Origin of the sequence: Lysobacter sp. FW306-1B-D06B (assembly GCF_038446665.1) — a bacterium.
In the GTDB taxonomy this organism is placed as follows: Bacteria; Pseudomonadota; Gammaproteobacteria; order Xanthomonadales; family Xanthomonadaceae; genus Lysobacter_J.
In genome coordinates this window covers 2,846,277-2,868,926 of sequence record NZ_CP151802.1, presented here as the reverse complement: position 1 = coordinate 2,868,926, position 22,650 = coordinate 2,846,277, and the positions used below count along the sequence as shown (strand labels likewise).

Here is a 22,650-nt window from a genome sequence, read left to right as displayed (position 1 = left end):
CGACGCAATGCGGCGGTGCGACTGGCTCGCAGTAATGCAGGACACGAGGTCCGCTCACGCGCAGAGATACGCGCCATCATTCGCACCGCGCAACCAAAGGCATTTTCAGCGCTGCTTCGTAGGCGCTCCTGGACGAATCAGCGCGTTGTGAGGCCCTCGGAAAATCTATGCGCACCTTCAGCGGAGTGCCGTTGGGTCCACGTATCGTCCCGATGCCCTCGAATGTACGAAGGCGTCGAGTGCTGGCGTCGTAGGTGATCTGCATGCTGGGCGCGACGAAGTCCAGCCAGCTATCGAGGCTGAGCCGGAAACGTACGAGGCCGGCCCCTGGCGCATCCACGCGCTGGACGCGTATGGGCACCTGTGCGCCGCGGCTGGGCACGACAAACTGGGCGCGCGACGGTGAGCCGTCTGCGAGTGAGTTCCATCGTTCGCGCACCCAGTCGTCGAAGCCCGCGTCGATCACCGTGTCGGAGCCGACGACCACCGTCCGCTCGCGCAGCGGCGAGAACGCCGACGCGCGCCAGTACGCCCGACGCGTACCCGATGCGCCATCCACGCCTTCGCGGTAGCCGTCGCGGGCATCGTCGAACTCGAAGACGGGCGCGCCCGGCAACGCGGTGTCGATCACCCGCTTGCGCGCGAATGCCCGTCCATCGGGACATCTGTACACGACCAGACGAGTGCGTTCGCTCCCGGTGGTGCGGATCCAATGCTGCTCCTCGTACAGCAGGCGGCCGGTACGCAGGTCCGTCGCTTGTCCCGTCGTATGTTCGATGGTGGCTCCGCCGGCCACCCCACTTGCGAACAACAACATCGCGAGCGCGCGGGCGCTACGCGCGGTCGCGGCCGACTGCGATATGCGATCCGCGGCCGGTCGCACGCGCGTGCCAGAAATCAGATGTTCGTGCTTACCTGTCGGGCTCATAGAACCAGGTGTTCACGTGTGCCGTGCCAATCGGGATGCCTGCGGTGAAGGCGGACACGCCGAACACCGTATTGAGCGCGGAGGCCGCATCGGCCGTCAGCGTGACAGCGACGTCGCCAACACGGAGCTGACCGACGCGCGCGTTGCGTTTCACGGTGGGCGCGGTAGACAGCCCGAGATCGAACAACGGAAGTCGGCCGACCACGGAGTCGTTCACCTTCACCAGCCCGGTAAGGACCGGCGTGGCGCCGGTGGTGTCGATCACGAAGCTGCCCAGGTTCACCATCAAGGCGCCGGCGGCGAGATCGAGCCCGCCGGTATGCACGATCTCGCCCTTGATCGTGCCCAGGTCGACTTCACCGGCCGGGATCGGGAAGGATGCGGTCCCGCCGCGCAGGCGCGCAGGATGGCTCGCCGTGGCGCGGACGCCCAGGCTGCCCAGTGCGCCGGTGAACGTCGGGCTGAGTTCGACGCGCGTGTCGCCGCCGATTGTCGAAACAGTGGGCGCGGCATGCGCCGGAGTAGCGAGAGCGAGCGACGAGACCAGCAGGACGCCGCCGATGAGAGCTGGAGTGCGCATGGAATCTTCCTCATCCGTAGGGGAACCGCGCAAGGCACGCGCGGTGATCCTAGCTTCTCCCCGCATTCGCTGGGCCTCCAGCGGACAAGCACGCAATCGGGCTCGGTAGTTGTACGCAGGGATCAGCGTTCGGTGTCACCGGTGCCGCGCGATTCCGGCCAGCGTTGCGGCACCTTGCGCAGTTGGTCCATGGGGTAGCCCATGTCGCGCAGTCGCTGCACGGCATCGGCGTACATCGCGTCGGAAATCGTGGGCGTGCGCGCCATGATCCAAGCGTAGTCGCGCTTGCTGCGGGCGACGATGGTGAGCGTGTAATCCGGGTCGAGATGGGAGATGACATATTCAGCCTGGATCGGCCAGATGAACTGCATTCCCCACACCGCATTACCCGTGCCCGGCCGCACGGTGCCAATGGGCTCCATCATGCGCACCGGCGCGTCGAAGCTTCCACGCCGGTAGCGGAAATGCGTCTGTATGCGGCCGTCGTCGCGCATCGAGTACGACTCGATGGCGTTGTAGGCCTCTCGCTCGGGGAACGACGGGATGTGGGCGATCACGTACCAGTCGCCCATGAAGCGCGGGATGTCCACCGTCGCGACCCTGGGCACAGTGGGCGCGGTATGGGCGCAACCGCACAGTGCGAGCACACCGGCGATGAGTGCGGATGGAAGTCTCATGTCAGTCCTCCCGCACGAAGCGGTAGTGGGCCACCTGCCATTCCTCGCCGTCGCGATACCCGAACAACTCCGCGCAGGCCATCCAGAACATGCGCCAGCGCTGGTTCCACAAGCCCGCGGCATCGCCGTAGGCCTGGCGCAGATGGCGCATCACTTCATCGCGTCGTGCGTCGTGGTTGGCCAGCCAGTGGTTGGCGGTGCGCGCATAGTGCTCCCCGTCCATTATCCAGCGTTCGTCCAGCTGCAACGACTGCTGGAAATGCAGCAGCGTGTCGGCGGCGGGCATAAGGCCGCCGGTGAAGAAGTGGCGTCCCATCCAGTCGTCCTTGCCGTCGTCATCGAACGGATAGAGCAGGGTGCGGTGGCAGAAGATGTGCACGAAGAGGCTGCCGTCGGGGCGCAGCCATCGGGCGATGCGCCGCATCAGCACGTCGTAGTTGCGCATGTGCTCGAACATCTCCACGGACACACAGCGATCGAACGAGGTGCGGTCGAGTTCGAGGCGGTTGACGTCGCAGGTGATGACGCGAACGTTGTTGAGGCCCAGCTCGTGGCATCGGGCCAGGATATGCTCGCGCTGCCCATGCGAGTTCGACACGGCCGTGATGCGCGAATGACGGTATCGTTGCGCCATCCATAACGTGAGGGACCCCCAGCCGCAGCCAAGCTCGAGGATGTCGAGTCCATCGGCCAGGCGCGCGCGCTCGGCGTAAAGCTCGAGCATGGCGTCCTCGGCTTCGTCGAGCGTTTCGCGGCCGGTGGGGTAGTAGCAACACGAGTACTTTAGCCGCGCGCCGAGACAGGCCTGGAAGAACGCAGCCGGCAGTTCGTAATGCTGGCGGTTGGCAGCATCGGTATGAAGGGCGAGCGGGCTGTGGCGCAACATCGACAATCGTTGCGTCATGCGTTGCGACTGCCCCTGGGTGCCGCCGGCATGCTCCTCGCGCAAGCGTTGCGCGCACAGGCGACGGATGCCGAATCGGACCACGGCATCGGGCAGGAGCGCGCGTTCGGCCATCCCCAGCAGGCCAGGGGCGGGCAGGTCGGGAATCGCATGCAGCACGGTGCTCATCGGTCTTCCTTCGGAAACCAGGGGAACAGCATCGGGGTGGAGCGTTGGTAACGGCGGTAGTCGTCGCCGCGCGTGCGCAACGCCTGGCGCTCGGTGTGCGGCACGCCACTGAGCCAGCGCAGGAAGGCATACATCGTCAGCGGGCCTGACCAGGCCAGCCACGCGATCGGCGATCCCACGGCGAGTAGCACGTAGGCGAACCAGTGCAGCCACTCGAAGAAGTAGTTGGGGTGCCGGCTGTAGCGCCACAGGCCGGTGCGCATCGTGCGGCCGCGGTTTTCGGGGCGCGAGCGAAAGCGGGCGAGCTGCGCATCGGCAACCGTTTCGCCAACGAGTGAGACCACCCATACGAGCACGGCCGCCCATAGGAACCCGGTGGATTCCAGCGGATTGCGCGCCACTGCCGCAAAGGGCAGCGCGAACAGCACCACCAGCAGCGCCTGCGCCTGGAACAGCACGAGCCATCGCAGCGGTGCATCGCCCCAGCCATCACGCAACGCGCCGTAGCGGCCGTCCTCGTGTTCGCCGTGCACGCGCCGCCAGAGGTGCCACGCCAGGCGAAGGCCCCAGAGTCCGCCGAGCAGTGCGAGCAGCAGGCGCGGCGCCGTAGCGCCATCCCCCAGTGCCGCCAGCAGCACGGCCGCCGCTGCGACGCCGCCCGCCCACACGACGTCGACCAGTCCCGCGTTGCGGTGGCGCTGCTGCCACCACCAGGCGAGCGTCTGCGCGAGCGCCGCGAGCGCCCACACGAGCAGCAGCGAAGCGCCGGTGCTCATCGCGAGCTGCCCACGGCGAACGGTCTGGAGACGGCGCCGCCGCGCGCGTGTCGCGCGACCAGCGTGAGCGCCCAGGTTGCGATCGCCCAGCCGATCGCCAGCGCGATCGTGGCTTGCACCGTGGCGATCAATTCGATGGCGCCCAGCCGCTCCGCACCCAGATACGCCATTGGTCCGCCCACGGCGCCGAGTACGATCGCCATTCCGGGACGCAGCCATGCCAGCGAGTGGTTAATCGTCATCGCGAACGCGGCCCACAACGCGACGATCCACGCGGGCGCGGGGAGAGCGATGCTGCCGCGGTAGTCGATCCAGCCCAGCTGCGCGAGAGACCCGTCAAACGCCACAGCCGTCAAGACGGCGCAGGCAACCAGCCAAGCGTCCGCGCGGCGGCACGACGACGCGAGCCACTGCAGTGCGACGAAGGCGACGCACGCGACGACACCCAGCCACGGCGCGCCATGGACCGCGCCGAGCACGCAGGCCCACCATGCAATCTGGAAGCCGGCGAAGTTCGCCAGGGAACGCATCATTCCTCCGTAAGGGCCGCGTCCTGCGCGTGCGGCCGATACCCTGGACGCGCGAAGAGCATCTGCGCGACACCGATCGATCGCTCGCGAAAGCCGCCTTCGCAGTAGGCCAGGTAGAACTCCCACATGCGGATGAAACGTTCGTCGAAACCAAGTGCGCGCACTTGTGGCAATCGGTCCAGGAAGCGACCCCGCCAGGCCTTCAACGTCCGTGCGTATGAAAGTCCCATGTCCTCCAGGTGCAGCAGTGAAAGATCGCTGGCCGCCGCCTTCGCTGACATCATCGCGGCGATGGACGGGATGAACGAGCCAGGGAACACGTAACGCTTGATGAAGTCGACCGACCGAACTGCCTGCTCGTAACGGTGGTCTTCGATGGTGATGGCCTGAACCAGTGCGAGCCCCTTTTCCGAGAGCCGCTCACCGATGCACGCGAAATAGCGGCGCAGGTTCTCCGGTCCGATGGCCTCCACCATTTCGACAGACGCGAGCTTGTCATAGGTTCCGTCCAGCTCGCGGAAATCGCGCAGCAGGACGGCCACGCGATCCTGCAGTCCGGCCTCGGCGACGCGCTGGCCCGCCAGTTCGTACTGCTCGCGCGAAAGCGTCGTGGTGGTCACGTGGCATCCGTACTCGCGCGCGGCGTGCACTGCGAACCCGCCCCAGCCGGTGCCGATTTCCAGCACGCGATCGCCTTGGCGCAGTTGCAGCTTGCTGCAGATCGTATCGAGCTTGCGTTTGGAGGCCGCCTCCAGCGTTTCGTCTTCGCGTTCGAACAATGCCGACGAGTACATCAGGTCGTCGGACAGGAACAGCCGGAAGAAGGTATTGCCCAGGTCGTAGTGGGCCGCGATGTTGCGGCGTGCGCCCGACGCGGTATTCCTTCGCAGCGCGTGGGCCAGGCGGAGCGCCCACCCGGCAGCGCGCGCGGGGCCGCGCTCCACGTTGTCCAGCAGATCGCGATTACGTACAAGCAGTCGCACCAGGCCGACCAGGTCGTCGCACGTCCACGCGCCGTCCATGTACGCCTCGGCGGCGCCGACGCTGCCGCCAAGCGCCACAGCGCGATAGAAGCGTGTGTCGCTCACGTGCAGCGTCGGCCACCGCGCATGGCCGGCGTTCTCGCCGAGCGTGATCGACCCCCACGGGTCGTGCAGCACGACGGCGCCGGAACGCAATGCGTTGAGCTGCGACACGACGCGACCGCGCAGGAGCCGATCGATGGCGCCGACGCCGGGCAGGGGAAGGGTTTGCTGCGCGGTGTCGCTCATGGTGCCGTGCCTTCGCCGGGATGAGGGTGGAAAGGAATGCGCTTGAGCCAGAGCTTCAGCGCCTGCCAGTGGATGGCACCGACGATCTGCAGCGTCATCGCGGGATATCGCCACAGTACGCGCGACAGCGCGGCCGCATCGAGCGGGCGGCGCTCCAGCGACAGCGTGGCGTCGAACTCGCGCCGCTGGTCGTCGTACACGTTCATGTGCACATGCAGGGTGTCGCCGGGCGGCGTGAACGTCCAAGCGTAGCGGCGTCGCATCGGCATGAACGGCGAGACGTGGAAGGTCTTGTCGAACTGCCAGTGGAATGCGCGTCCGCGTGGCTCCGCGGCCACGACCGGCAGCACGTAGGCGTGCCGTTCGCCCCATGGTGTATTCGTGATCTCGGCCACGACATGTTCCAGCGTCCTGTGGTCGGCTCCGTAGCAGTAGTAGAAGCTCACCGGGTTGAACACGTGACCGCAATAGCGGGCGTGGGTAAGCAAGCGGATCGGCCCGATGGACGATGAACCGGTGACTGTCGCGATGCGTTGGCGCACCGCCTGTGCGAGCGGCACCTCGACGGGGCCGAGGTAATCGCTGCGGCGGAATTCGCCGAGGTTGCGGCCGCGCGTGGACCAGAGCGGATGCGCATCCAGGATCGCTTCCACTTCGTCCAGATCGAGGAATAGCTGCGCCATCCGGTACTGGAAAGCATGCCGACGCGGCGCGAAACGGCGGTGCCGCACCGTACCTTCGTACAGTGCGCTGCTGCGCGGCCGCATGCGTTCGCCGCCGTCGCTCATGCGCGGCCCCACGCGAGATTGCCGGGCGTCGCGTTGTCGATCGAGCGCGGTTCCGGCGCGATCTCCGGCCACGCGACCCCGAGCGAGCGGGCGACCTCGACGGCGCTGCGAAGCCCGTCCTCGTGGAATCCCCATCCCCAGTACGCGCCTGCAAACCAGGTGCCGCGACGGCCCTGTATCTCGTGTCGGCGCGCCTGCGCGGCGACCGCTTCGGTCGTGAAGACCGGATGGTGGTAACGCACGCGCTTGAGGATGCGACGCGGATCGATGGCATCGCTGCGATTGAGCGTCACCACCACTGGCGTCGTTAACGGCAAACCTTGCAGCAGGTTCATGCAGTAGCTCACAGTGCACGCCTGCGCCACGTCGGCGCCGACGTGAGCGTTCCACGCTGCCCATGCCTTTCGGTTGCGAGGGAGCAGTCGTTCGTCGGTGTGGAGGACGACGTCGTTGGTCTGGTAGGCGATTGCGCCGAGCACCTCGCGCTCACGTTCGTCCGCGTCGGACAGGAGCGAAAGCGCCTGGTCGCTGTGGCACGCCAGCACCACCTGGTCGAAGGTCTCCTCTCCCTCGGCGGTCGTCAGCGCGATGCCATTCTGCAGCCTTCGGACGGCCTGCACCGGAGCGGCGAGTCGCACGGACGCCGACCACCGTTTGGCAAGCGCGTCCACGTAGCGCCGCGAGCCTCCGCGCACGACCTTCCACTGCGACCGCCCGACGGCCTGCAGCATCTGGTGGTTCGCCATGAACTGCACCAGGTGCCGAGCGGGAAAGTGCAGGATCTGATCGGCGGGCGCCGACCACAGCGCGGAAGCCATGGGAACCAGGTGATCGTCGCGGAACGCCTCGCCGAAGCCCTGAGCGAGCAGGTAATCGCCCAGCGTGGGGCCGGGATCGGTGCCGGCGAGCAGTCGCGGCGCGATTCGGTAGAAGCGCCACAGGTCGGCCAGCATGCGAAGGAACCGCGGCGACATCAGGTTCCGCCGCTGGCAGAACAGTGCGTCGAGCGAGTTGGCGTTGTATTCCAGGCCGGTGCGTTCGTTGTGCACCGAGAAGCTCATGGTGGTGTCCTGCGTGGGCACGTCCAGTTCGCGGAACAGCCGTGTGAGCAGGGGATAGTGGACGGGGTTGTGCACGATGAAGCCGGTATCCACCGCCAGCGCTACGCCGTCCACGTCCACCTCGTGCGTGTGCGTGTGTCCGCCGAGATAGTCGTTCGCTTCGAACAGCACGACTTCGTGCTCGCGCGACAGCAGCCACGCCGCGCCGAGTCCCGAGATGCCCGAGCCGATGATCGCGATCCGCATCTCAGTGCCTCGCCCGCGCCCAGACCCAGGCCGGCACGGGCTTGAGGTCGCGCACGAGACCGACCCAGGCCAGCAACTTCAGGCCGTACCAGGTCAGGTCGATCTCCCACCAGCGGAAGCCCTGTCGCGCCGTCCCCGGGAAGAAGTGGTGGTTGTTGTGCCAACCCTCGCCGAAGGTGAGCAGCGCCAGCCACGCGTTGTTGCGGCTGTCGTCGCGCGTCTCGAAGCGTCGGCTGCCGAAGCGGTGCGCCAGCGAATTGATCGTCACCGCCACATGGAACAGCACTATGGTGGAAACGAAGAATCCCCAGACGACCAGTTGCATGCCGCTGGTTTCGAGAGACGGCGCGGCGTGCTGCAGGAACGCGCCCAGGCCGTAGAGCGCCGACGCAAGCGCTACGGGAATGACGATGTCGTAACGGTCCAGCCACCGAAGTTCCGCGTAGCGAGCGAGATCCGGCACGCGCGAGAGGTCCGTGGCGAACGCGCGTCGGGTGAGGAACCAGCCGACGTGGCTGCGCCAGAACCCGTGGACGCGGGGGGAATGAAGGTCCTGCGGCGAATCGGCATGCGCGTGGTGGTGGCGATGATGAGCCGCCCACCAGAGCGGGCCGCGCTGCACGCAGGAGGCGCCTATCAACGCGAAGGCGAACTGCACCGGGCGCGACGCGTGAAAAGTGCGATGCGAGAAATAGCGGTGGTAGAACGCGGTGATTGCGAACATCCGCACCGCGTACAGCACCGCCGCGACGACGACCGCCGTGGCCGACACGCCGACCCAGAACACGCCGAGGCAGGCCAGGTGCATCGCGACGAAAGGTACGACGCGCACGAGGTCGAGCCTGTCGAAATCGTCGATCTCGTCGGGCACGTGCGTCGCGCCGGCGTCGAACCATCGGCGAACCGAGGCGAGCACGTGGAAGCGCCAGGGCAGGGGAGACGGAGCAGGCATCGGGTCGCCACGAAGGATCCGGGACGCTTTATGGCACGCAGGGCCCGTCGGCCACATCCGTATATTTGCGTAGACCGGCGGTCCTTTTCAGGAAGTACCGGCGCTGACCGCGCGAAGTTGCGTAGTTGTACCGAAGGCATGCGGCGGCGCCGGCGCTAACGTCGAGCTGACGCGGCAACGCATGCATGGTGGCCGCATCGTGTCCACGACGATCCTTCTACGGAGATGCTCATGAAAACGATGACGATTGCGGCGATCGCATTTCTGGCCTGTACATCGGCGCATGCCGCCGGTCCCCAACCCGGCCGGTTCTCGCTCACACTGCTCGGCGGCGGCGATGTCCCTGTCAGCGGCGACGTGCACGACGGTGCGACGGTCGACGTTCCCGATCTCGGGCCGCTCAACCCGGCGCTGGCAGGCGTCGACGCGCAGTTGCGCATCGGCTCGCGCACGCACGAACGCGTCTACGACATGGCCTCCACGTACGGGCTGCGCATGGCATGGGGCATGAGCGACCGCATGGAAGTATTCGGCGAACTGCGGGAGACGCACGCGTCGGCGGGGAACGTGCAGGTCGGCGAGGCCTACGTGCCCGCCCTCGATGTCGCACTACCGGTGTATGGCCGGTTCTCGTCCTACCAGGCGTGGAGCGCGGAAGTGGGTGTGCGCTGGTTCTTCATGGATCCCGGTTTTGCCCGTCCGTACGTGGCCGCGCGCCTGGGCGGCACGGAGACGGACGACATTGATGCGACCTTCCAGATCCCCGCAGCCGATATTCTGATCCCCAACGCGCCGCTCTACGAGAAGAAATGGGCCCTCAGTGCGGGGCTGGATGTCGGCGTAAACGTTCCGCTTTCCGAACACGCCAGTTTCATCGCCGAAACCGGCGTGCGCTACGTCGACGACCTGGAAGGAGACGACAGCGCGATCGGACCGCTGGGCCTGTCCCGCATCAACGACACGGGCCGGCGCATTTCCGTTCCGGTGACGCTGGCGGTGCGGTGGGACTTCTAGGGGATGGGGCGCGTCGTGCGAAGCCCAGGCGTGAGGCCGTATTCATCGGCCTTGCGCACCAGCTCCAGCGTACTGTGCACGTCGAGCGCCTGCATGATCGCGTACTTGTGCGACTCGACCGTTCGCACGGACACGCCGAGTTCGGCGGCGATCTGCTTGGACCGCAGGCCGGCCGACACCAGTTGCAGCACCTGCATCTGCTTGTCGGTGAGCTCCTGTTTCTGGCCTCGACCGGGTGCGGCGATCACGTGCGCACCCAGCGTCGGGGTGATGTAGGTGCGGCCCCCACGCACCGCGTGGATCGCCCGGAGCAGTTCCTCGCCGGCGGAACTCTTCAACACGTAGGCCGATGCACCGGCGCGCAGGGCCTGCTCCGCGAGCGTGGGCTCGGCGTGCATGGTCAAGAATACGAACGGCACCTCCACGCCGGTCGCGCGCAGTTCGCGCATGACGCTGAGGCCGTTGCGATCGGGCATGCTGAGGTCGGTTACCACCAGGTCAGGCGCGTACAGATGAACGGCGTCCAGGAGTGCGGTGCCGCTGGACACGCACGCCACCAGTTCGCACTCGTCTTCCAGCAGGCGCTGGAGCCCTTCGGCCACCAGGCGGTGGTCGTCGGCAAGCACGACGCGTGGTCGATCAGCGGGCATCTCGGGCATCATCGTGACCTGCGGCGGAGGAGGGTGCCTCCGTGGCGAGGGTACTCCACTGACGGGCTGGAAAGTTGCAGGAGGTCATCATGAGCATGCACCGCGCGACCGGCCATCCTTTCGCCGTCGCCGGCATCGTGGCGGTGTCGGTGGCGTGCTCGCAGTGGGCGTCGATGCTGCTCTGGATGCCGAACCCGCGCAGTCATATGGTGTGGTTCCCGGGCGCGGTCCTTCTGGGCGCGCTGTTGCTGCAGCCACGCCGGCGCTGGTGGGCCTGCCTGCTCGGCACGGCTGTCGGCGAGGCAGCGGCATTCGGCGTCCTGGGCGTTCCGCCGCTGGCGGTCACGGTCGCGATGCTGGGCTCGCTGGTACTCACTCCGGCGGTCGCGATGGCGCTGGAATCGCTGCGCAGCCGCCTGCAATCTCCGCTGGAGGACTTCCGCCTGCTTACCGCCTTCGTGGTGCTCGGCGGACTCGCGCTCCCGATGCTCAGCGCTGCGTGGATCGCCATCGCGATCCGCGGCAACGTACTGGAACCGTACCTGTCGGATTGGCCCAACGTCACGCTCGCGCAGAGTCTTGGCAACCTGATGCTCGTACCAGCCGTCGTGTGGACCGCGATGCGTCGGCGCAACGCGGTGCCGCTGGAAGCCAATGGCACCAGCCTCGCTGTCGGCGCGGGGCTGCTGGTGGTCTTGTGCCTGCTGTGGACGTGGCACTTGCCCATGCAACGTCTCCAGCCGGCGCTGGTGGTCGCACCGGTGCCATTCCTGATCTGGGCCATGGTGAGCTTCCGCGCCGTCGGCGCCTCGCTGGCGATGCTCGCCGTGGGCCTGCTGGCCATGCACTTCAGCGTCGCCGGTGTAGGGCCTTTCATCCGCGACGACCTGGCCACGACCACGATCGCCGTTCAGCTGTGGACCGCCTCGCTCACCGTAGCGCTGCTCTACATGACCGTAGTCGTCGAGCAGCGCGCTACGCGCACGCAGGCGCTGCAGCACGCGCACCAGCGGCTGCAGTCGATGACGGTGCAGCTGATGCGCGCCCAGGAGGACGAGCGAAGCCGCATCGCGCGCGACCTGCACGACGGCATCAACCAGTCCATCGCCTCCATCGCGATTCGACTGAGCATCGCCCGCCAGAACACGCAGGGGGCGGCCGAACGCGAGTTGCTCGGCGAACTGCAGGCGGCCGTGACCGACGTGTCCGAAGACGTACGCCGCCTTTCGCACGAGCTGCACCCCAGCCTGCTGCGGTACACGGGCCTGACGATGGCGCTGCGTTCGCTCTGCGAAGCGCAACCGGCCGAGCTGCGCGTGCATGCAGAACTGGACGAGTTGCCCGACCTCCCGCTCGAAGTCTCCACCGCGCTGTACCGCATCGCGCAGGAGTCGCTGCGCAACGTCGAGAAGCATGCCCACGCCAGTCAGGTCACCGTGCGTCTCCAACGTGTGGGGTCCGACATCCAGCTTGAGATCGGCGACGACGGCGTCGGGCTTGAAGATCATCGGCACGATGCGCCGCGCGGACTGGGTCTGCTCAGCATGCGCGAGCGTGCTCGCGAAATCGGCGGCGAGCTTCGGCTGGTGAGTGGCTTGCACGGTGGAACGCGAGTCATCGCGCGAGTGGCGGGCGTCGCTTCGCAGGCGAACCAGCGCGACGACACCTGGGGTTAGCGGGTCACGCAAGCGCATCGTCATGCCGCCTCGCCGATCTCCGGCGCGTCGCGATTCCAGTGGAGCCACGCGCTTTGCACGGCCAGCGCCAACGCGAGGATGAGTGCCGCGATCCCCGTGGTGCTAGCGCCATCCATTGACGCGCCGGACTGCTTCACGTACAGCGCGACCAGGCCCCACACCGCGGCCGCCACGTAGGGGATATTTCCGCGCATTGCCAGATTGGCGAGCAGCAGCAGGGTCGCCGCGCCGCCCAGCAGCGCGATGCTCCACGGGAGCTGCACGGCGGTGGACAACCATTGGTGCGCGACGATCAGCTGCGCTGTGTTGAGAAACACCGCCAGCGAAAGCCAGCCCGCATGAAGCGAGAGGGGCAGCCACGCGAAGACCGTCTCTCCCGGCCATGTGCGGGCCGGTTGCGAGAGCGTTGTCGCGCAGTACAGCAGGCACACCAGCGCGGCGATGATGATGGCCCATGCCGCGACGAACCAGCCCATCGAGAACACTGGCATCCACGCCGCCGTGAGCACGAACCCGGCCGTCGCCATTGGCACCACACGGTCGCGCTGCGGATGCGAGCGGCGGAAGAACTGCCAGCCGGCGTATGCGATGTCGAGCAGGAAGATCAGCCCCCAGATCCCGAAGGCGTAGCCAGCGGCGGACAAGAGGGTGGGGTAGCGGTCCGAAACGGCGCCGGTATCGGGCCCGAACGCGTCGCGCATCGTGAGGAACGCGATTGCCGGCATCGACAGCGCGCTCAGCAGGGCGAGGTATCGCATGGGCGTGCTCCATTCGAGAACGCAACGATGGAACCGCATCGCCCGCGTCTCGCGCATGCGTCGCAGCACTGGTCGGACGTCAGTAGAACTACGCAGGCCGGCCTGTTGGTCCTTCGCTGGACGCCGCCATTCGTCGCGGTCGATCGTATTGTCGGCGCCATCCAGTTGGTGTCCGGCCCGCACCCTGCGAGGGCCGGCTGCCGTGCCGGGCGGACTCCCTCGACCGGCGCGGCGGCATTCACTCCGTCGTCTCATCGGGCACCAATCGCGCCAGGATTAGGGGCGCTAACGCGTGAGATCGCTATCTACCTCGCGCCGGCGCCGTCGCAGCGGGTTGGGAGCGACGAGGAAGCTGACGCTGACGCGATACCTGCAGACCTTCTGCGATACTCGCCGCCTTCCCTCGAGCCGTGCCCGATCATGCCAGCGAGCGCCAACCTTGAGTTCCTTGATGCGCCGGGCAAGGTGGCTTCGATGATGCGCAGCCACGACTGGAGCGGCTCGCCTCTCGGCCCGCCGGCGCAGTGGCCGCAATCGCTGCGCAGCGTTGTCAGCCTCCTGCTGTGGTCCAAGTTCCCCATGTTCGTCGCCTGGGGACCGCAGCTGGGCTTCGTGTACAACGATCCTTACGCGGAGATCCTCGGCGCGAAGCATCCGTCCTCACTGGGGCGGCCGTTCGAGGAGATCTGGTCGGAGATCTGGAGCGAGGTGGGGCCGTTGGCGCACCGTGCGCTGCAGGGCGAGGCCAGCTACGTCGAGAACATGCCGTTGCTGATGAGCCGAAAGGGCTACGACGAGCAGACCTGGTTCACGTTCTCCTACTCGCCGGTCACCGGCGACGACGGCCGAATCGCCGGCATGTATTGCGTGTGTACCGAGACCACGCACGGTGTGCTGCTGGAAGCCGCGCGCGAAGCGCAGACGCAGCGGCTCGCGTCCCTGGCCGAGCAGCGCCAGCTAGCGCTCGACGCCGCCCAGCTGGGATGGTGGCAGTACGACACCGCGACCGGCGCCGTCACGCACGACGAGCGTTATGGGCAGATCTATGGACTGGACGCATCGTCGCCGCGTCACGTCGATGAGATCCGTCATCTCGTGTATGAGGAAGACGCCCCTCGACTGCGGGCCGCAGCCGAGGCCGCGATCAGGTCGTCCGAGCCGGAACCTTACGCGATCGAGTACCGCATCCGTCGTCCGGATGGTGCCACCCGCTGGCTGGAGGCACGCGGCATTCCCAGCTTCGAGGGGAGCGGCGCGTCCCGCGTGTTGACGAGCTATGCAGGTACCGTCGCCGACATTACCGAGCGACGCATGGCCGAGGAAGTTCTGCGCGAGGATGAAGCGCGCTTCCGCCTGATGGCGAACGCATCGCCGGCCGCGCTCTGGCTGACCGATCCAAACGGCCATTGCACCTTCCTGTCCAGCCAGTGGTACGAGCTGACCGGCCAGACGGAAGCCCAGGCGCTGGGCTTGGGGTGGACCACAGCGACGCATCCGGACGACCAGGAGCATGCGCGCAACGCGTTCCTCGAGGCAAACCAAAAGCGCCAGCAGTTCCAGACCGAATACCGCCTTCGCACCGCCGACGGCTCCTACCGATGGGCGGTGGACCTGGGCCGACCGTGGTACTCGGAAACCGGTGAGTACGCGGGCATGGTGGGCGTGGTGTTCGACATCGATGCGCGCCGTCGCGCGGAAGAGGCTGTCGAGGAAGCCAGCCGTCGCAAGGACCAATTCCTCGCGACGCTCGCGCATGAACTGCGCAATCCGCTGACGCCGATCTCCAACGCACTGCAGGTCTGGCCGCACGTCGAGGGCAAGGCCGAGGAAGCCGGCCGGCTACGCGGGATGATGGAGCGACAGGTCCGACAGATGGCGCGGCTCATCGACGACCTGCTTGATGTATCGCGAATCACGCGCGGCCGCATCGACTTGCGGCGGGAGCGGCTTGACTTGTCGCTTGCGGTCCAGGAGGCCGTCGAGGCACTCAAGCCGTTCATCGATTCCAACGCACACCGACTCGTTGTCGACCTGCCCGTGGAGCCGGTGTACGTTGAGGCGGACATTGGCCGGCTCGTACAGGTCTTCGGAAACCTGCTGCACAACGCGGCCAAGTACACCGCGCCGGGCGGCGAGATCCACATTGTCGCAAGGCAGGAACGCGATGCGGCGATCGTGACGATTCGCGACAGCGGGTTGGGCATTCCGACGGACATGCTCACGGAAGTATTCGAGATGTTCGCGCAGGTGGATCAGTCGCTTGGGCGTGCGCATGGTGGGCTGGGCATCGGCCTGACGCTGGTCAAGAGCCTCGTCGAACTGCACGGCGGCAGCATAAAGGCGCGCAGCGAAGGCCTGGGCTTCGGCAGCGAGTTCGAGGTGCGCCTGCCCGCGATTTCCGACGCGACCTCGCATGCCGAAGTGGCGCAGCCGCTCGCAGGAGCACTCCCGCTCCCGTCGCATCGCGTCTTGGTCGTCGACGATTTGACATCGTCGGCCGACACTCTGGCGATGATGCTCGAATCGCTTGGACAGCACCTGCATATCGCGTATGACGGCGCGGCAGCGTTGGAGGCGTACGATGCCTTCGGGCCAGAGATCGCTTTCATCGACATCGCGATGCCCGGCATGGATGGTTACGAAGTCGCGCGTCGTCTCCGCACCGGCGCAAGTCGCAGGCCACTGCTTGTCGCCTTGACTGGATTCGGCCAGGAAGAGGATCGCAATCGCGCACTGGAGGCAGGGTTCGACCATCACCTGGTCAAACCTGCAACGATTCAAGCGTTGCGGGAGATCCTCGCCGCCGTGCCGTTGCGCATCATGGGATGAACGCCCAGCAAGTTTCCAGGCCGTAAGAGCGAGGTGACTAGTTTCCCTGTGCCCATTTTCAACCTCCGTCGAAGGATCTATTCGTCGCGTTACAGCGCGATACAGCAACGTGGACGCGGTGTCGAAGCTGCCGCGCCCATGGCCGCGGGCGCCCCTGAGCGCGCGTGCGGCGCCCCCAGATTCTTACCATGGACAAGACGGCCGCCGGCGCGAGGAGAGTTGCAGAGATGACCCATACGGGACAGGACATTCTTGCCGGCGGCGGTCAGATGGGCGAGCGCCTCCGCGACATGGACTGGAGCAACACGGCGCTCGGGCCCGTCGGAGCCGATCCACCGGGTTCTGTAACGGCCAGTAGAGCAAGTTACGAGCGGAGATATCGATGGAGGAGTTGGAGAAACATCAGGCAATTGTCGAAGGGCTGGAAGACGTCGCCAGCGGACGAACGATTCCTCACGAGGCCGTGTTGAACTGGGCCAGGAACCTTCTAGTCCAGCCGCGCGAGCCATCGTCATCTGAAGGTCAGGATGGCTAACGGGATCTAGGTTCGCGATCAGGTGCCTCTTGAATCTGCGGGCACACCGAGCTGCCAAGGTGGTCAGATGCCATTTGGAGGCCGGTTCGACGTACACAACGGAAGCCATCTGCTGACGTCGGGCCCAATAGTTCTGCGTAGTGCGTACCTAACGCACCGAATTACTGCCTCGGTTCTCGGAAGCTCAAATTTTCTGCCTCAAGAACGCTGAGCTTCTACCTAGGCATGACGCAATATTCTACGCAGGACACGCGCTTTGCGCGCTTACGCGAGCGAGAGAGGCGGGAAAGAGCCGTGTGCAGCAGGCAGGCCGCAGCGCAAACGGCGGCGACCCCAACGGTCACATCACTTCGCATAATGCATATCGCTACAGATATTCAGCTTCGCCGGTTCCGGCACTGAAGCAGGGGCGATAGGGGCGTAAAACATCGCTACGCACGCGATAGCCGCTGCCGCCCCGAGTTGGCGCGCCAACGCGGCCCACGTCTTCGCTGCTACACCATGCGAGCGCTCAGCAGCAGCAGCCACCAGGTACGGCGCCGGATCGACTTCGGCGAGCCGCGCAAGCTCGCAAATCATGTCGTCTTCGGGGTGCTTAGCGCCGCTACGCCACTGGGCTACCGCCTGACGCGAACGGCCGACACGAGCCGCCAAAGCCATATCTGTCGGGATGGAGCGACGTTCCTTCGCTTTGTCAAGTAGCTGAGCGGCGACGGTCATGGTAACCCTCCGGTTGACAGGATGTTCACCGCTGAGGTTACATCGCCCGTGTTCCCCCGTGGGGGAGCATGGGGCACCCAGCCGGGACCGCCCCCGGCGGAGGGGGACGCCCCCTAGCAACCCGCCGCCGCAGTCCCGGCAAACGCCGAGCCAAAGGGGGCAGGGCATGGAAGGGCAGGGAATTCAACTCGCGGTTTCGGCCGCACTGATGATCGCAGTGGGCACGCTGTTCGTGCTGCCGGAACTGCAACACCTCATCGAACAGCAGCGCACCCAGCGTGCACGCGAGCGTGAGTTCCTCCGCCGCTGCCGCATGGAGATCGAAGCATGATCTCGCTGCTTACGTTGACGTACCGCCGCGACGCGGCGCCCACGCGCGAAGACATCCATGTGTTCGCCGCACACCTTCACCGTTGGGCGGAAGAGCAGGGCATCGAAGCCAAGGCGCACACGGCCGGAATGGAATTGAGCCGCCACGGTGTGTATTTCTTCCACGTCTACGTGCAGCTCCCTGCGGGCGTGCGTATGCCCCACGCTGACAAGGCGGGCTGGTGGCCACATGGCGTCACCGCGTGTATGCGCTCAAGGCACCCACTGGTAAGCTCGCCCGGTCAAGTGGGTGCGCAAGCACTAGGCTGGTCAGCCGGTCTGCGAGCGACGGCCGTTACGCTCCCCTCCGATTCCCTTACGCTGGCTCGGGATTCGGCACTTGGCACTCCCGAGGTCAGCTGCAATGGCTGACGGCAGCGGTTTTGCTCTTCCGAGCGGCGCAGCCGCTGGGCTTGTCCATATAGGAACAAGTGACACGAGCCTCGCTCGTAGCCAAGCGCTTTCGAATATCGCGAAGCGTGAGCGGAGCGTCGCCCGTGCAGCGGTGAAGCCGTCGAAGGTCATCACTGCCGAGGAACAGAAGCGGAAGCGCTTGGGCAAGATGAAACAGAACGTCATCACGTCTGCGCGCCTGCACGTCGAGGAAGCGCAACGCGGTGGCTTCCGTGGCAAGTGGGCCATGCTCACGCTGACGTACCGCGACGACGAGCGCTGGGTCGCCAAGCAAGTCACCGAGCTGTTGAAGTGCCTTCGCCAGTACGCCACGCGCGCAGGCTTCGCAGCGCGTTACACGTGGGTTCTCGAACTGACGCAGCGCGGCCGCCCGCACTATCACGTGCTCGTGTGGCTGCCAAAAGGTCGCACGCTCCCGAAGCCAGACAAGCAGGGTTGGTGGAAGTACGGCATGACGCGCATCGAGTGGGCACGTAAAGCCGTCGGCTATCTCGCGAAGTATGCGAGCAAGGGCGACGACTACGACCTGCGCACGCTGCCGCGTGGTGCACGCCTGTCCGGGTTCGGCGGCCTGTCTGACGGCGCGCGCATCGAACTGCGCTGGTGGAAATTGCCCGGCTGGCTGCGCCAGCAATGGGACCAAATCTGCGACGTGGGCCGCATCAAAGGCGGCTACGTCAACCGCGAGACGGGCGAATTCCTCGCCAGCCCGTTTCTCGTCATCTTCCTTGGCGGGGCACTGATCCTTTGCGAGGTCATCCCATGAGCATGCACGTCCGCGTTGTCATCCAGTCCACCACCACCACCCGCCCGAGCGAGTTCAAGGGCAAGCGCTACGGCTGGCAGAACGCCGCCATTTTCAACGGCGGTGACTTCCCGCTGCCCTTCGGCGTGCACGTCGAACTCGGTCATGAGTACGCGCCCGGTGAATACACCATCGATCCGCAGAGCTACCAGCTCGACGAACGCGGCAACCTGCGTCTCAAGGGCGTGAAGTTGCTGCCCGTTGGTGGCGCTGCCAAGCCGGCCCGCGCCGCGTAATCAATCGCCCAGGTACATCGCGTGACGTTCGTCGCTTGCGGCGGGCGTCTCGCGGGAGAGAACACCGTGGAAGAAGCGCAACTGCTGACCCTGTACTGCAAAGCATCGGACTTCGACGCCGCAACAGGCCAGTGCGTTGCGCCCTTCTACGGCCCTCATTCGACATTGCTGCCGCCAATGTCGATGGCCGACGCCTCAGTCATCGCCGCGTGTATCGGGATGCTCTGGGCCATCGGTTTCAAGATCCGCGCGGCTCGTCGCGTCACCTCAACCTAAACCCATAGTCAGGAGATCCACCATGTTCAAGAAGATCCGTTCCAAGGTCGCCAAGGCCACCGCCGCCACCTCCGCCATGCTGGTCGCTGGTGCCGCTTCGGCGGGCGAGCTGGCCACGTCGTTCACGGGCGAAGTCACCGACGCCAAGGCTGAGCTGATGCTCATCGGTGCCGCGCTGCTCGTGGTGTCGGGCGTCATCGTGCTGATCCGCCGCGCCAAGTCGGCCGCGAACTGATCGGCGCAGGGGAGGGCGGGGATTCCCGCCCTTCGCTGTTTCAAGGGGGGAATGCATGGAATACATCGGCTATTACTTCTTGATCGGCGTCCTTGGCGCGCTCTGGCTCGCGCTGGACAGCTGACCATGAAGCGCATCGCCATCATGTTTTTCCTGCTGCTCGCGACCTTCGGCGCGAACGCGCAGCAGATGTGCGGCCTCACAAGGTGGAATGATGCGATCAACGCCTCTGGCGTCACCACGACGTTCGCCACGCGCGAGGCCGCTCAGGCGGCATGCAACAGCGTCGCCAGTAAGACCGCCTATCCCGATGTCTCCGGGTGGTTCTACGAGATCACCAAGGAAAGTTGCACGCTCAACGTCGCGGCTAAGAATTTCACCATCAAGGGCAACCGGACAGGAACGAATTACCACCCTACGTGTAATCAGGGTCATCAGTCGTGGAGCCCAGGCACCGCCACCGCCACCGGCTGGTACTTCAACGGACCGATCTGCGCGACCGGTCAGACGTGGAATGCAGCCTCGCAGAGCTGCACCGAAGACTGCTCCGTAAAGCAGCCCATCACCGGCACATTCACGCCACCCAACGGCTCGCTGCGATGCCACGCTGGCTGTCGCGTCTTCTACAGCTCCAACGGTGACGGAACCAGCACGGCGTCGGCCACCGGCCAGACGTGCACGACCGAGAATGAGCCGAACGTGTGCAGCGAGATGAACGGCTATTACTGGCATCCGACGTTGAACGTGTGCGCGCCCACCGAGCCCGACGACTGCAAGCCCGGTCAGGACGGTCAGGAAGGCGTGTGCAACAAGCCGGAAGAGTGCCCGGCCGGCATGAAGACCGACGAGAACGGCCTGTGTAAGCGTGCCGATCCCGAGTGCCCCGCAGGGGCAACGAAGGGCCCGGATGGCTCCTGCGTCGACGACAAGACGACGTGCAAAGCAGGGGAGGCCAAGAAGAACGACGGCACCTGCGGCAAGGACGAGAACAACGACGGAAAGCCCGACGACGAAGACGACGACCCGGACAACGATTCCGAGAAGAACGAGTTTTCCGGTGGTGACGACTGCAAATCACCGCCGCGCTGTGCCGGCGACCCGATCATGTGCGGGCAGGCGCGTATCCAGTGGCGCATCGAGTGCAACACGCGCCAGAACGTGAACCTCACGGGCGGCGGCTGCAACAACCCGCCGCAATGCCAAGGCGAGAAGTGCACCGGTTTCGAAATGGCCCAGCTGGTGCAGCAGTGGCGCACCGCGTGTGCGGTTGAAGGGCTCAAGACCGTGGGCGGTGGTGGCGACGGTCAGCAACCGGAATGGACGAAGCCCAGCGGCATGACGCAAGACGCGGGGCAGGGCAGCAGCGACGGCGATACCGACGTGCACAGCGTCGAGACCATCGACGGCGCGGACCTCGATCAAAGCGGCTTCGTCGGTGGCGGTGGTAGCTGTCCCGGTTTCGGCATTGCGTCCGGTGGTAGCACGCTCGCCGGTTCGTTCCTCGGCGAACTCGCCACGCCGCCGCCGTTCTTCTGCAACTTCATCAGCTGGATTTACGCGATCACCGTGCTGCTGTTCGGCGTGCTGCCGTCGCTGTACATCCTTGCCGGCTATAAGGGGAGCTGACCATGCCCATGATTATCGGCGCGCTCGTTGCCGCGCTCATCAACGCCGCGCGTATGTACCTGCCCGGCATCGTCGGCCGCGTGCTGCTCGCATTCGGTATCGGCTTCGTGACGCACAAGCTCGCGATGCCGGCGCTGCTCGGCATGCTTCAGTCGCAAGTGAACATGCTCCCGGCCGTGTTGCGCGCGTACTTCGGCGCGATCGGTCTGGACGTGTGCGCCACGATGATTTTCTCGGCTCTGGCTGCGCGCATGGCGCAGAAAACTATTCTGAAGAAGTTGGAGACCTGACCCGTGCTCAAGCTCGTCACCGGCCAACCCGGCCACGGAAAGACCGCGTACGCCATCGACTGCGCGTTGAAGCTCAAGGCCGAGGGCCGCGTCGTCTACGCGCACGGCATCAAGGACCTTGACTACGACAAGATCGGTTTCCAGCGCATCGAAGACCCGACGAAGTGGCAGGACCTTCCTGACGGCTCGGTGCTGATTCTCGACGAGTGCTACACGACGTTTCCGAATCGCAACCCGGGCGCGAAGGTGCCGGATCACGTCGAAGCGATGGCGCGCCATCGTCATCGCGGTTTCGATTTCATCCTGATCGCGCAGCAAGGGTTGCAGTTGGACCCGTTCCTGCGCGGCCTGTACGAAGAGCACGTGCACGTGCGCAAAAAGCTGGGCAAGGTCACCAAGCTGCTGCGCTGGTCGCAGTATCAGACGAACGTCAAGGCGCAATGCGCGGACGCGGCGAATTGGGTGCGCCCGGCGCACGTGTTCCAGTACTACACGAGCACGGTGCTCGACACCGCGAAAATGCACATTCCGATGTGGGCCAAGCTGCTGGCGCTCTCGGCGGTCGTACTCGTCGCAGTGCTCTGGTACTTCTCGCACCGCTGGAAATCGAAGATCGACGCGTATACCGCAGCGGAGACACCGATTGCGGAGACTGCGGGGTTCGCGCCTCGGGGCGTGTCGCACCGAGGTGCGGGACCCGCGAATGAAGGGCCGCGATGGGAAACGCGAACCGACTACGCGACCGATCATCTACCTCGATTCGCGACGATGCCGTGGACTGCGCGTGTGTTCGATCAGCGACAGGTCGTCTCCGATCCGCAGCTTATATGCATGTCGTCGATGCCAGGACGAGACGTGGACGGCCGCGAACGCGAAGCCAGCTGCACGTGCTTGACAGAGCAGGGCACGCTATACGAGATGTCGCAGCCGGAGTGCCGCCGAATCGCCCGCTTCGGTCCGGTCTACAACCCGTACAGGACGCAACAGGCTGTCGCACAGCAGCCGCCGAGTGGGGGTGTAGGGGGTTCACCCCCTACGGCTATGGCGGCGATAGACGCCGCTCCTACAGGTGCAATCCTCAGCTCGACACAGGTGACCGGTTACGGCGATATCGGAGCCCGACGCATCGAGTCCGCCCCTCGATAACCGCTTGTCGCGATGCGCACGAAAAAGGCCCGGTTCTCACCGGGCCTTCCTGTTTACCGTGCGAACATCCGTTGGTGTCGCCAGAGCCATCGGTCCAATAGTTCGGCTGAGATCTTCTCGCCGTGTGGCGACACCAGATGTCGCCCTCGAAACTTCCAGCCATTCCAAT

Annotated in this window: 25 protein-coding genes; 12 read left to right on the top strand and 13 right to left on the bottom strand. The window is 65.7% G+C overall.

What is annotated here, in order from left to right; genetic code table 11:
• Positions 1-76: 76 nt before the first annotated feature.
• The 10 genes from AAFF32_RS13155 to AAFF32_RS13110 all read right to left on the bottom strand — a co-directional run bounded on the left by AAFF32_RS13155 (position 77) and on the right by AAFF32_RS13110 (position 8,881).
• Positions 77-928, bottom strand: coding sequence for a hypothetical protein (locus tag AAFF32_RS13155; protein WP_342315432.1), 852 nt, complete (start codon positions 926-928; stop codon positions 77-79).
• Positions 912-1,508 (bottom strand): hypothetical protein, encoded by a 597-nt coding sequence (locus tag AAFF32_RS13150; RefSeq protein ID WP_216966216.1) that lies wholly within the window; start codon positions 1,506-1,508, stop codon positions 912-914. The genes AAFF32_RS13155 and AAFF32_RS13150 overlap by 17 nt, the downstream gene beginning before the upstream one ends.
• Positions 1,509-1,630: 122 nt before the next feature.
• The gene (locus tag AAFF32_RS13145) at positions 1,631-2,185 is read right to left on the bottom strand and encodes a lipocalin family protein (protein WP_216966214.1); all 555 of its coding nucleotides are present in this window, start codon (positions 2,183-2,185) and stop codon (positions 1,631-1,633) included.
• Between the two features lies 1 nt (position 2,186).
• The gene (locus tag AAFF32_RS13140) at positions 2,187-3,257 is read right to left on the bottom strand and encodes a cyclopropane-fatty-acyl-phospholipid synthase family protein (protein ID WP_216966213.1); all 1,071 of its coding nucleotides are present in this window, start codon (positions 3,255-3,257) and stop codon (positions 2,187-2,189) included.
• A complete protein-coding gene (locus AAFF32_RS13135; RefSeq protein WP_216966211.1) occupies positions 3,254-4,033 on the bottom strand; it encodes a DUF1295 domain-containing protein in 780 nt (259 codons plus the stop codon). The genes AAFF32_RS13140 and AAFF32_RS13135 overlap by 4 nt, the downstream gene beginning before the upstream one ends.
• Positions 4,030-4,563, bottom strand: a complete 534-nt coding sequence (locus tag AAFF32_RS13130) for a DUF2878 domain-containing protein (protein ID WP_342315431.1) — start codon at positions 4,561-4,563, stop codon at positions 4,030-4,032. Before AAFF32_RS13130 ends, AAFF32_RS13135 begins: the two co-directional genes overlap by 4 nt.
• Positions 4,563-5,834 (bottom strand): cyclopropane-fatty-acyl-phospholipid synthase family protein, encoded by a 1,272-nt coding sequence (locus AAFF32_RS13125; protein ID WP_342315430.1) that lies wholly within the window; start codon positions 5,832-5,834, stop codon positions 4,563-4,565. The genes AAFF32_RS13130 and AAFF32_RS13125 overlap by 1 nt, the downstream gene beginning before the upstream one ends.
• Positions 5,831-6,622, bottom strand: coding sequence for a DUF1365 domain-containing protein (locus AAFF32_RS13120; protein WP_342315429.1), 792 nt, complete (start codon positions 6,620-6,622; stop codon positions 5,831-5,833). Before AAFF32_RS13120 ends, AAFF32_RS13125 begins: the two co-directional genes overlap by 4 nt.
• Positions 6,619-7,929: an FAD-dependent oxidoreductase gene (locus AAFF32_RS13115; RefSeq protein WP_342315428.1), complete on the bottom strand. Its 1,311-nt coding sequence runs from the start codon at positions 7,927-7,929 to the stop codon at positions 6,619-6,621. Before AAFF32_RS13115 ends, AAFF32_RS13120 begins: the two co-directional genes overlap by 4 nt.
• A 1-nt stretch (position 7,930) precedes the next feature.
• The gene (locus AAFF32_RS13110) at positions 7,931-8,881 is read right to left on the bottom strand and encodes an acyl-CoA desaturase (RefSeq protein ID WP_216966204.1); all 951 of its coding nucleotides are present in this window, start codon (positions 8,879-8,881) and stop codon (positions 7,931-7,933) included.
• A 231-nt stretch (positions 8,882-9,112) separates the two neighbouring features.
• Here AAFF32_RS13110 and AAFF32_RS13105 point away from each other — a divergent pair, with 231 nt between their 5' ends.
• Complete coding sequence (locus AAFF32_RS13105; protein ID WP_342315427.1) at positions 9,113-9,895, top strand: hypothetical protein; 783 nt, start codon at positions 9,113-9,115, stop codon at positions 9,893-9,895.
• Here the strand turns inward: AAFF32_RS13105 and AAFF32_RS13100 are convergent.
• Entirely contained in the window at positions 9,892-10,545 is a 654-nt protein-coding gene (locus AAFF32_RS13100) for a response regulator transcription factor (protein ID WP_254201064.1), read from the bottom strand. The genes AAFF32_RS13105 and AAFF32_RS13100 overlap by 4 nt on opposite strands.
• An 89-nt stretch (positions 10,546-10,634) precedes the next feature.
• On the opposite strand from AAFF32_RS13100, the gene AAFF32_RS13095 reads away from it, so the two are divergent.
• Positions 10,635-12,221: an MASE1 domain-containing protein gene (locus tag AAFF32_RS13095; RefSeq protein ID WP_342315426.1), complete on the top strand. Its 1,587-nt coding sequence runs from the start codon at positions 10,635-10,637 to the stop codon at positions 12,219-12,221.
• 20 nt (positions 12,222-12,241) lie between these two features.
• Here the strand turns inward: AAFF32_RS13095 and AAFF32_RS13090 are convergent, their stop codons facing one another.
• Positions 12,242-13,000 carry a hypothetical protein gene (locus AAFF32_RS13090; protein ID WP_342315425.1) on the bottom strand — a complete coding sequence of 253 codons (759 nt, stop codon included), beginning with the start codon at positions 12,998-13,000 and terminating at the stop codon, positions 12,242-12,244.
• 27 nt (positions 13,001-13,027) lie between these two features.
• On the opposite strand from AAFF32_RS13090, the gene AAFF32_RS13085 reads away from it, so the two are divergent.
• Positions 13,028-15,829 (top strand): PAS domain S-box protein, encoded by a 2,802-nt coding sequence (locus tag AAFF32_RS13085; protein ID WP_342315424.1) that lies wholly within the window; start codon positions 13,028-13,030, stop codon positions 15,827-15,829.
• 880 nt (positions 15,830-16,709) lie between these two features.
• On the opposite strand, the gene AAFF32_RS13080 is transcribed toward AAFF32_RS13085, so the two are convergent.
• Positions 16,710-17,084 carry a hypothetical protein gene (locus tag AAFF32_RS13080; RefSeq protein WP_342315423.1) on the bottom strand — a complete coding sequence of 125 codons (375 nt, stop codon included), beginning with the start codon at positions 17,082-17,084 and terminating at the stop codon, positions 16,710-16,712.
• A 208-nt stretch (positions 17,085-17,292) separates the two neighbouring features.
• On the opposite strand from AAFF32_RS13080, the gene AAFF32_RS13075 reads away from it, so the two are divergent.
• The 9 genes from AAFF32_RS13075 (at position 17,293) to AAFF32_RS13035 (ending at position 22,481) form a co-directional block, all read left to right on the top strand.
• The gene (locus AAFF32_RS13075; protein ID WP_342315422.1) at positions 17,293-17,415 is read left to right on the top strand and encodes a hypothetical protein; all 123 of its coding nucleotides are present in this window, start codon (positions 17,293-17,295) and stop codon (positions 17,413-17,415) included.
• Positions 17,412-17,825 carry a hypothetical protein gene (locus tag AAFF32_RS13070; protein WP_342315421.1) on the top strand — a complete coding sequence of 138 codons (414 nt, stop codon included), beginning with the start codon at positions 17,412-17,414 and terminating at the stop codon, positions 17,823-17,825. The genes AAFF32_RS13075 and AAFF32_RS13070 overlap by 4 nt, the downstream gene beginning before the upstream one ends.
• On the top strand, positions 17,818-18,633 hold the full coding sequence (locus AAFF32_RS13065; protein ID WP_342315420.1) for a replication initiation protein: 816 nt from the start codon (positions 17,818-17,820) through the stop codon (positions 18,631-18,633). The genes AAFF32_RS13070 and AAFF32_RS13065 overlap by 8 nt, the downstream gene beginning before the upstream one ends.
• Entirely contained in the window at positions 18,630-18,908 is a 279-nt protein-coding gene (locus tag AAFF32_RS13060; protein ID WP_342315419.1) for a single-stranded DNA-binding protein, read from the top strand. Before AAFF32_RS13065 ends, AAFF32_RS13060 begins: the two co-directional genes overlap by 4 nt.
• A 21-nt stretch (positions 18,909-18,929) precedes the next feature.
• On the top strand, positions 18,930-19,184 hold the full coding sequence (locus tag AAFF32_RS13055) for a hypothetical protein (RefSeq protein ID WP_342315418.1): 255 nt from the start codon (positions 18,930-18,932) through the stop codon (positions 19,182-19,184).
• A gap of 22 nt (positions 19,185-19,206) precedes the next feature.
• Positions 19,207-19,419, top strand: a complete 213-nt coding sequence (locus AAFF32_RS13050) for a hypothetical protein (RefSeq protein ID WP_342315417.1) — start codon at positions 19,207-19,209, stop codon at positions 19,417-19,419.
• Between the two features lie 126 nt (positions 19,420-19,545).
• Positions 19,546-21,045 carry a hypothetical protein gene (locus AAFF32_RS13045; RefSeq protein WP_342315416.1) on the top strand — a complete coding sequence of 500 codons (1,500 nt, stop codon included), beginning with the start codon at positions 19,546-19,548 and terminating at the stop codon, positions 21,043-21,045.
• Between the two features lie 2 nt (positions 21,046-21,047).
• Positions 21,048-21,335, top strand: coding sequence for a DUF2523 family protein (locus AAFF32_RS13040; RefSeq protein WP_342315415.1), 288 nt, complete (start codon positions 21,048-21,050; stop codon positions 21,333-21,335).
• Between the two features lie 3 nt (positions 21,336-21,338).
• Positions 21,339-22,481: a zonular occludens toxin domain-containing protein gene (locus tag AAFF32_RS13035; protein ID WP_342315414.1), complete on the top strand. Its 1,143-nt coding sequence runs from the start codon at positions 21,339-21,341 to the stop codon at positions 22,479-22,481.
• Positions 22,482-22,650: the final 169 nt, after the last annotated feature.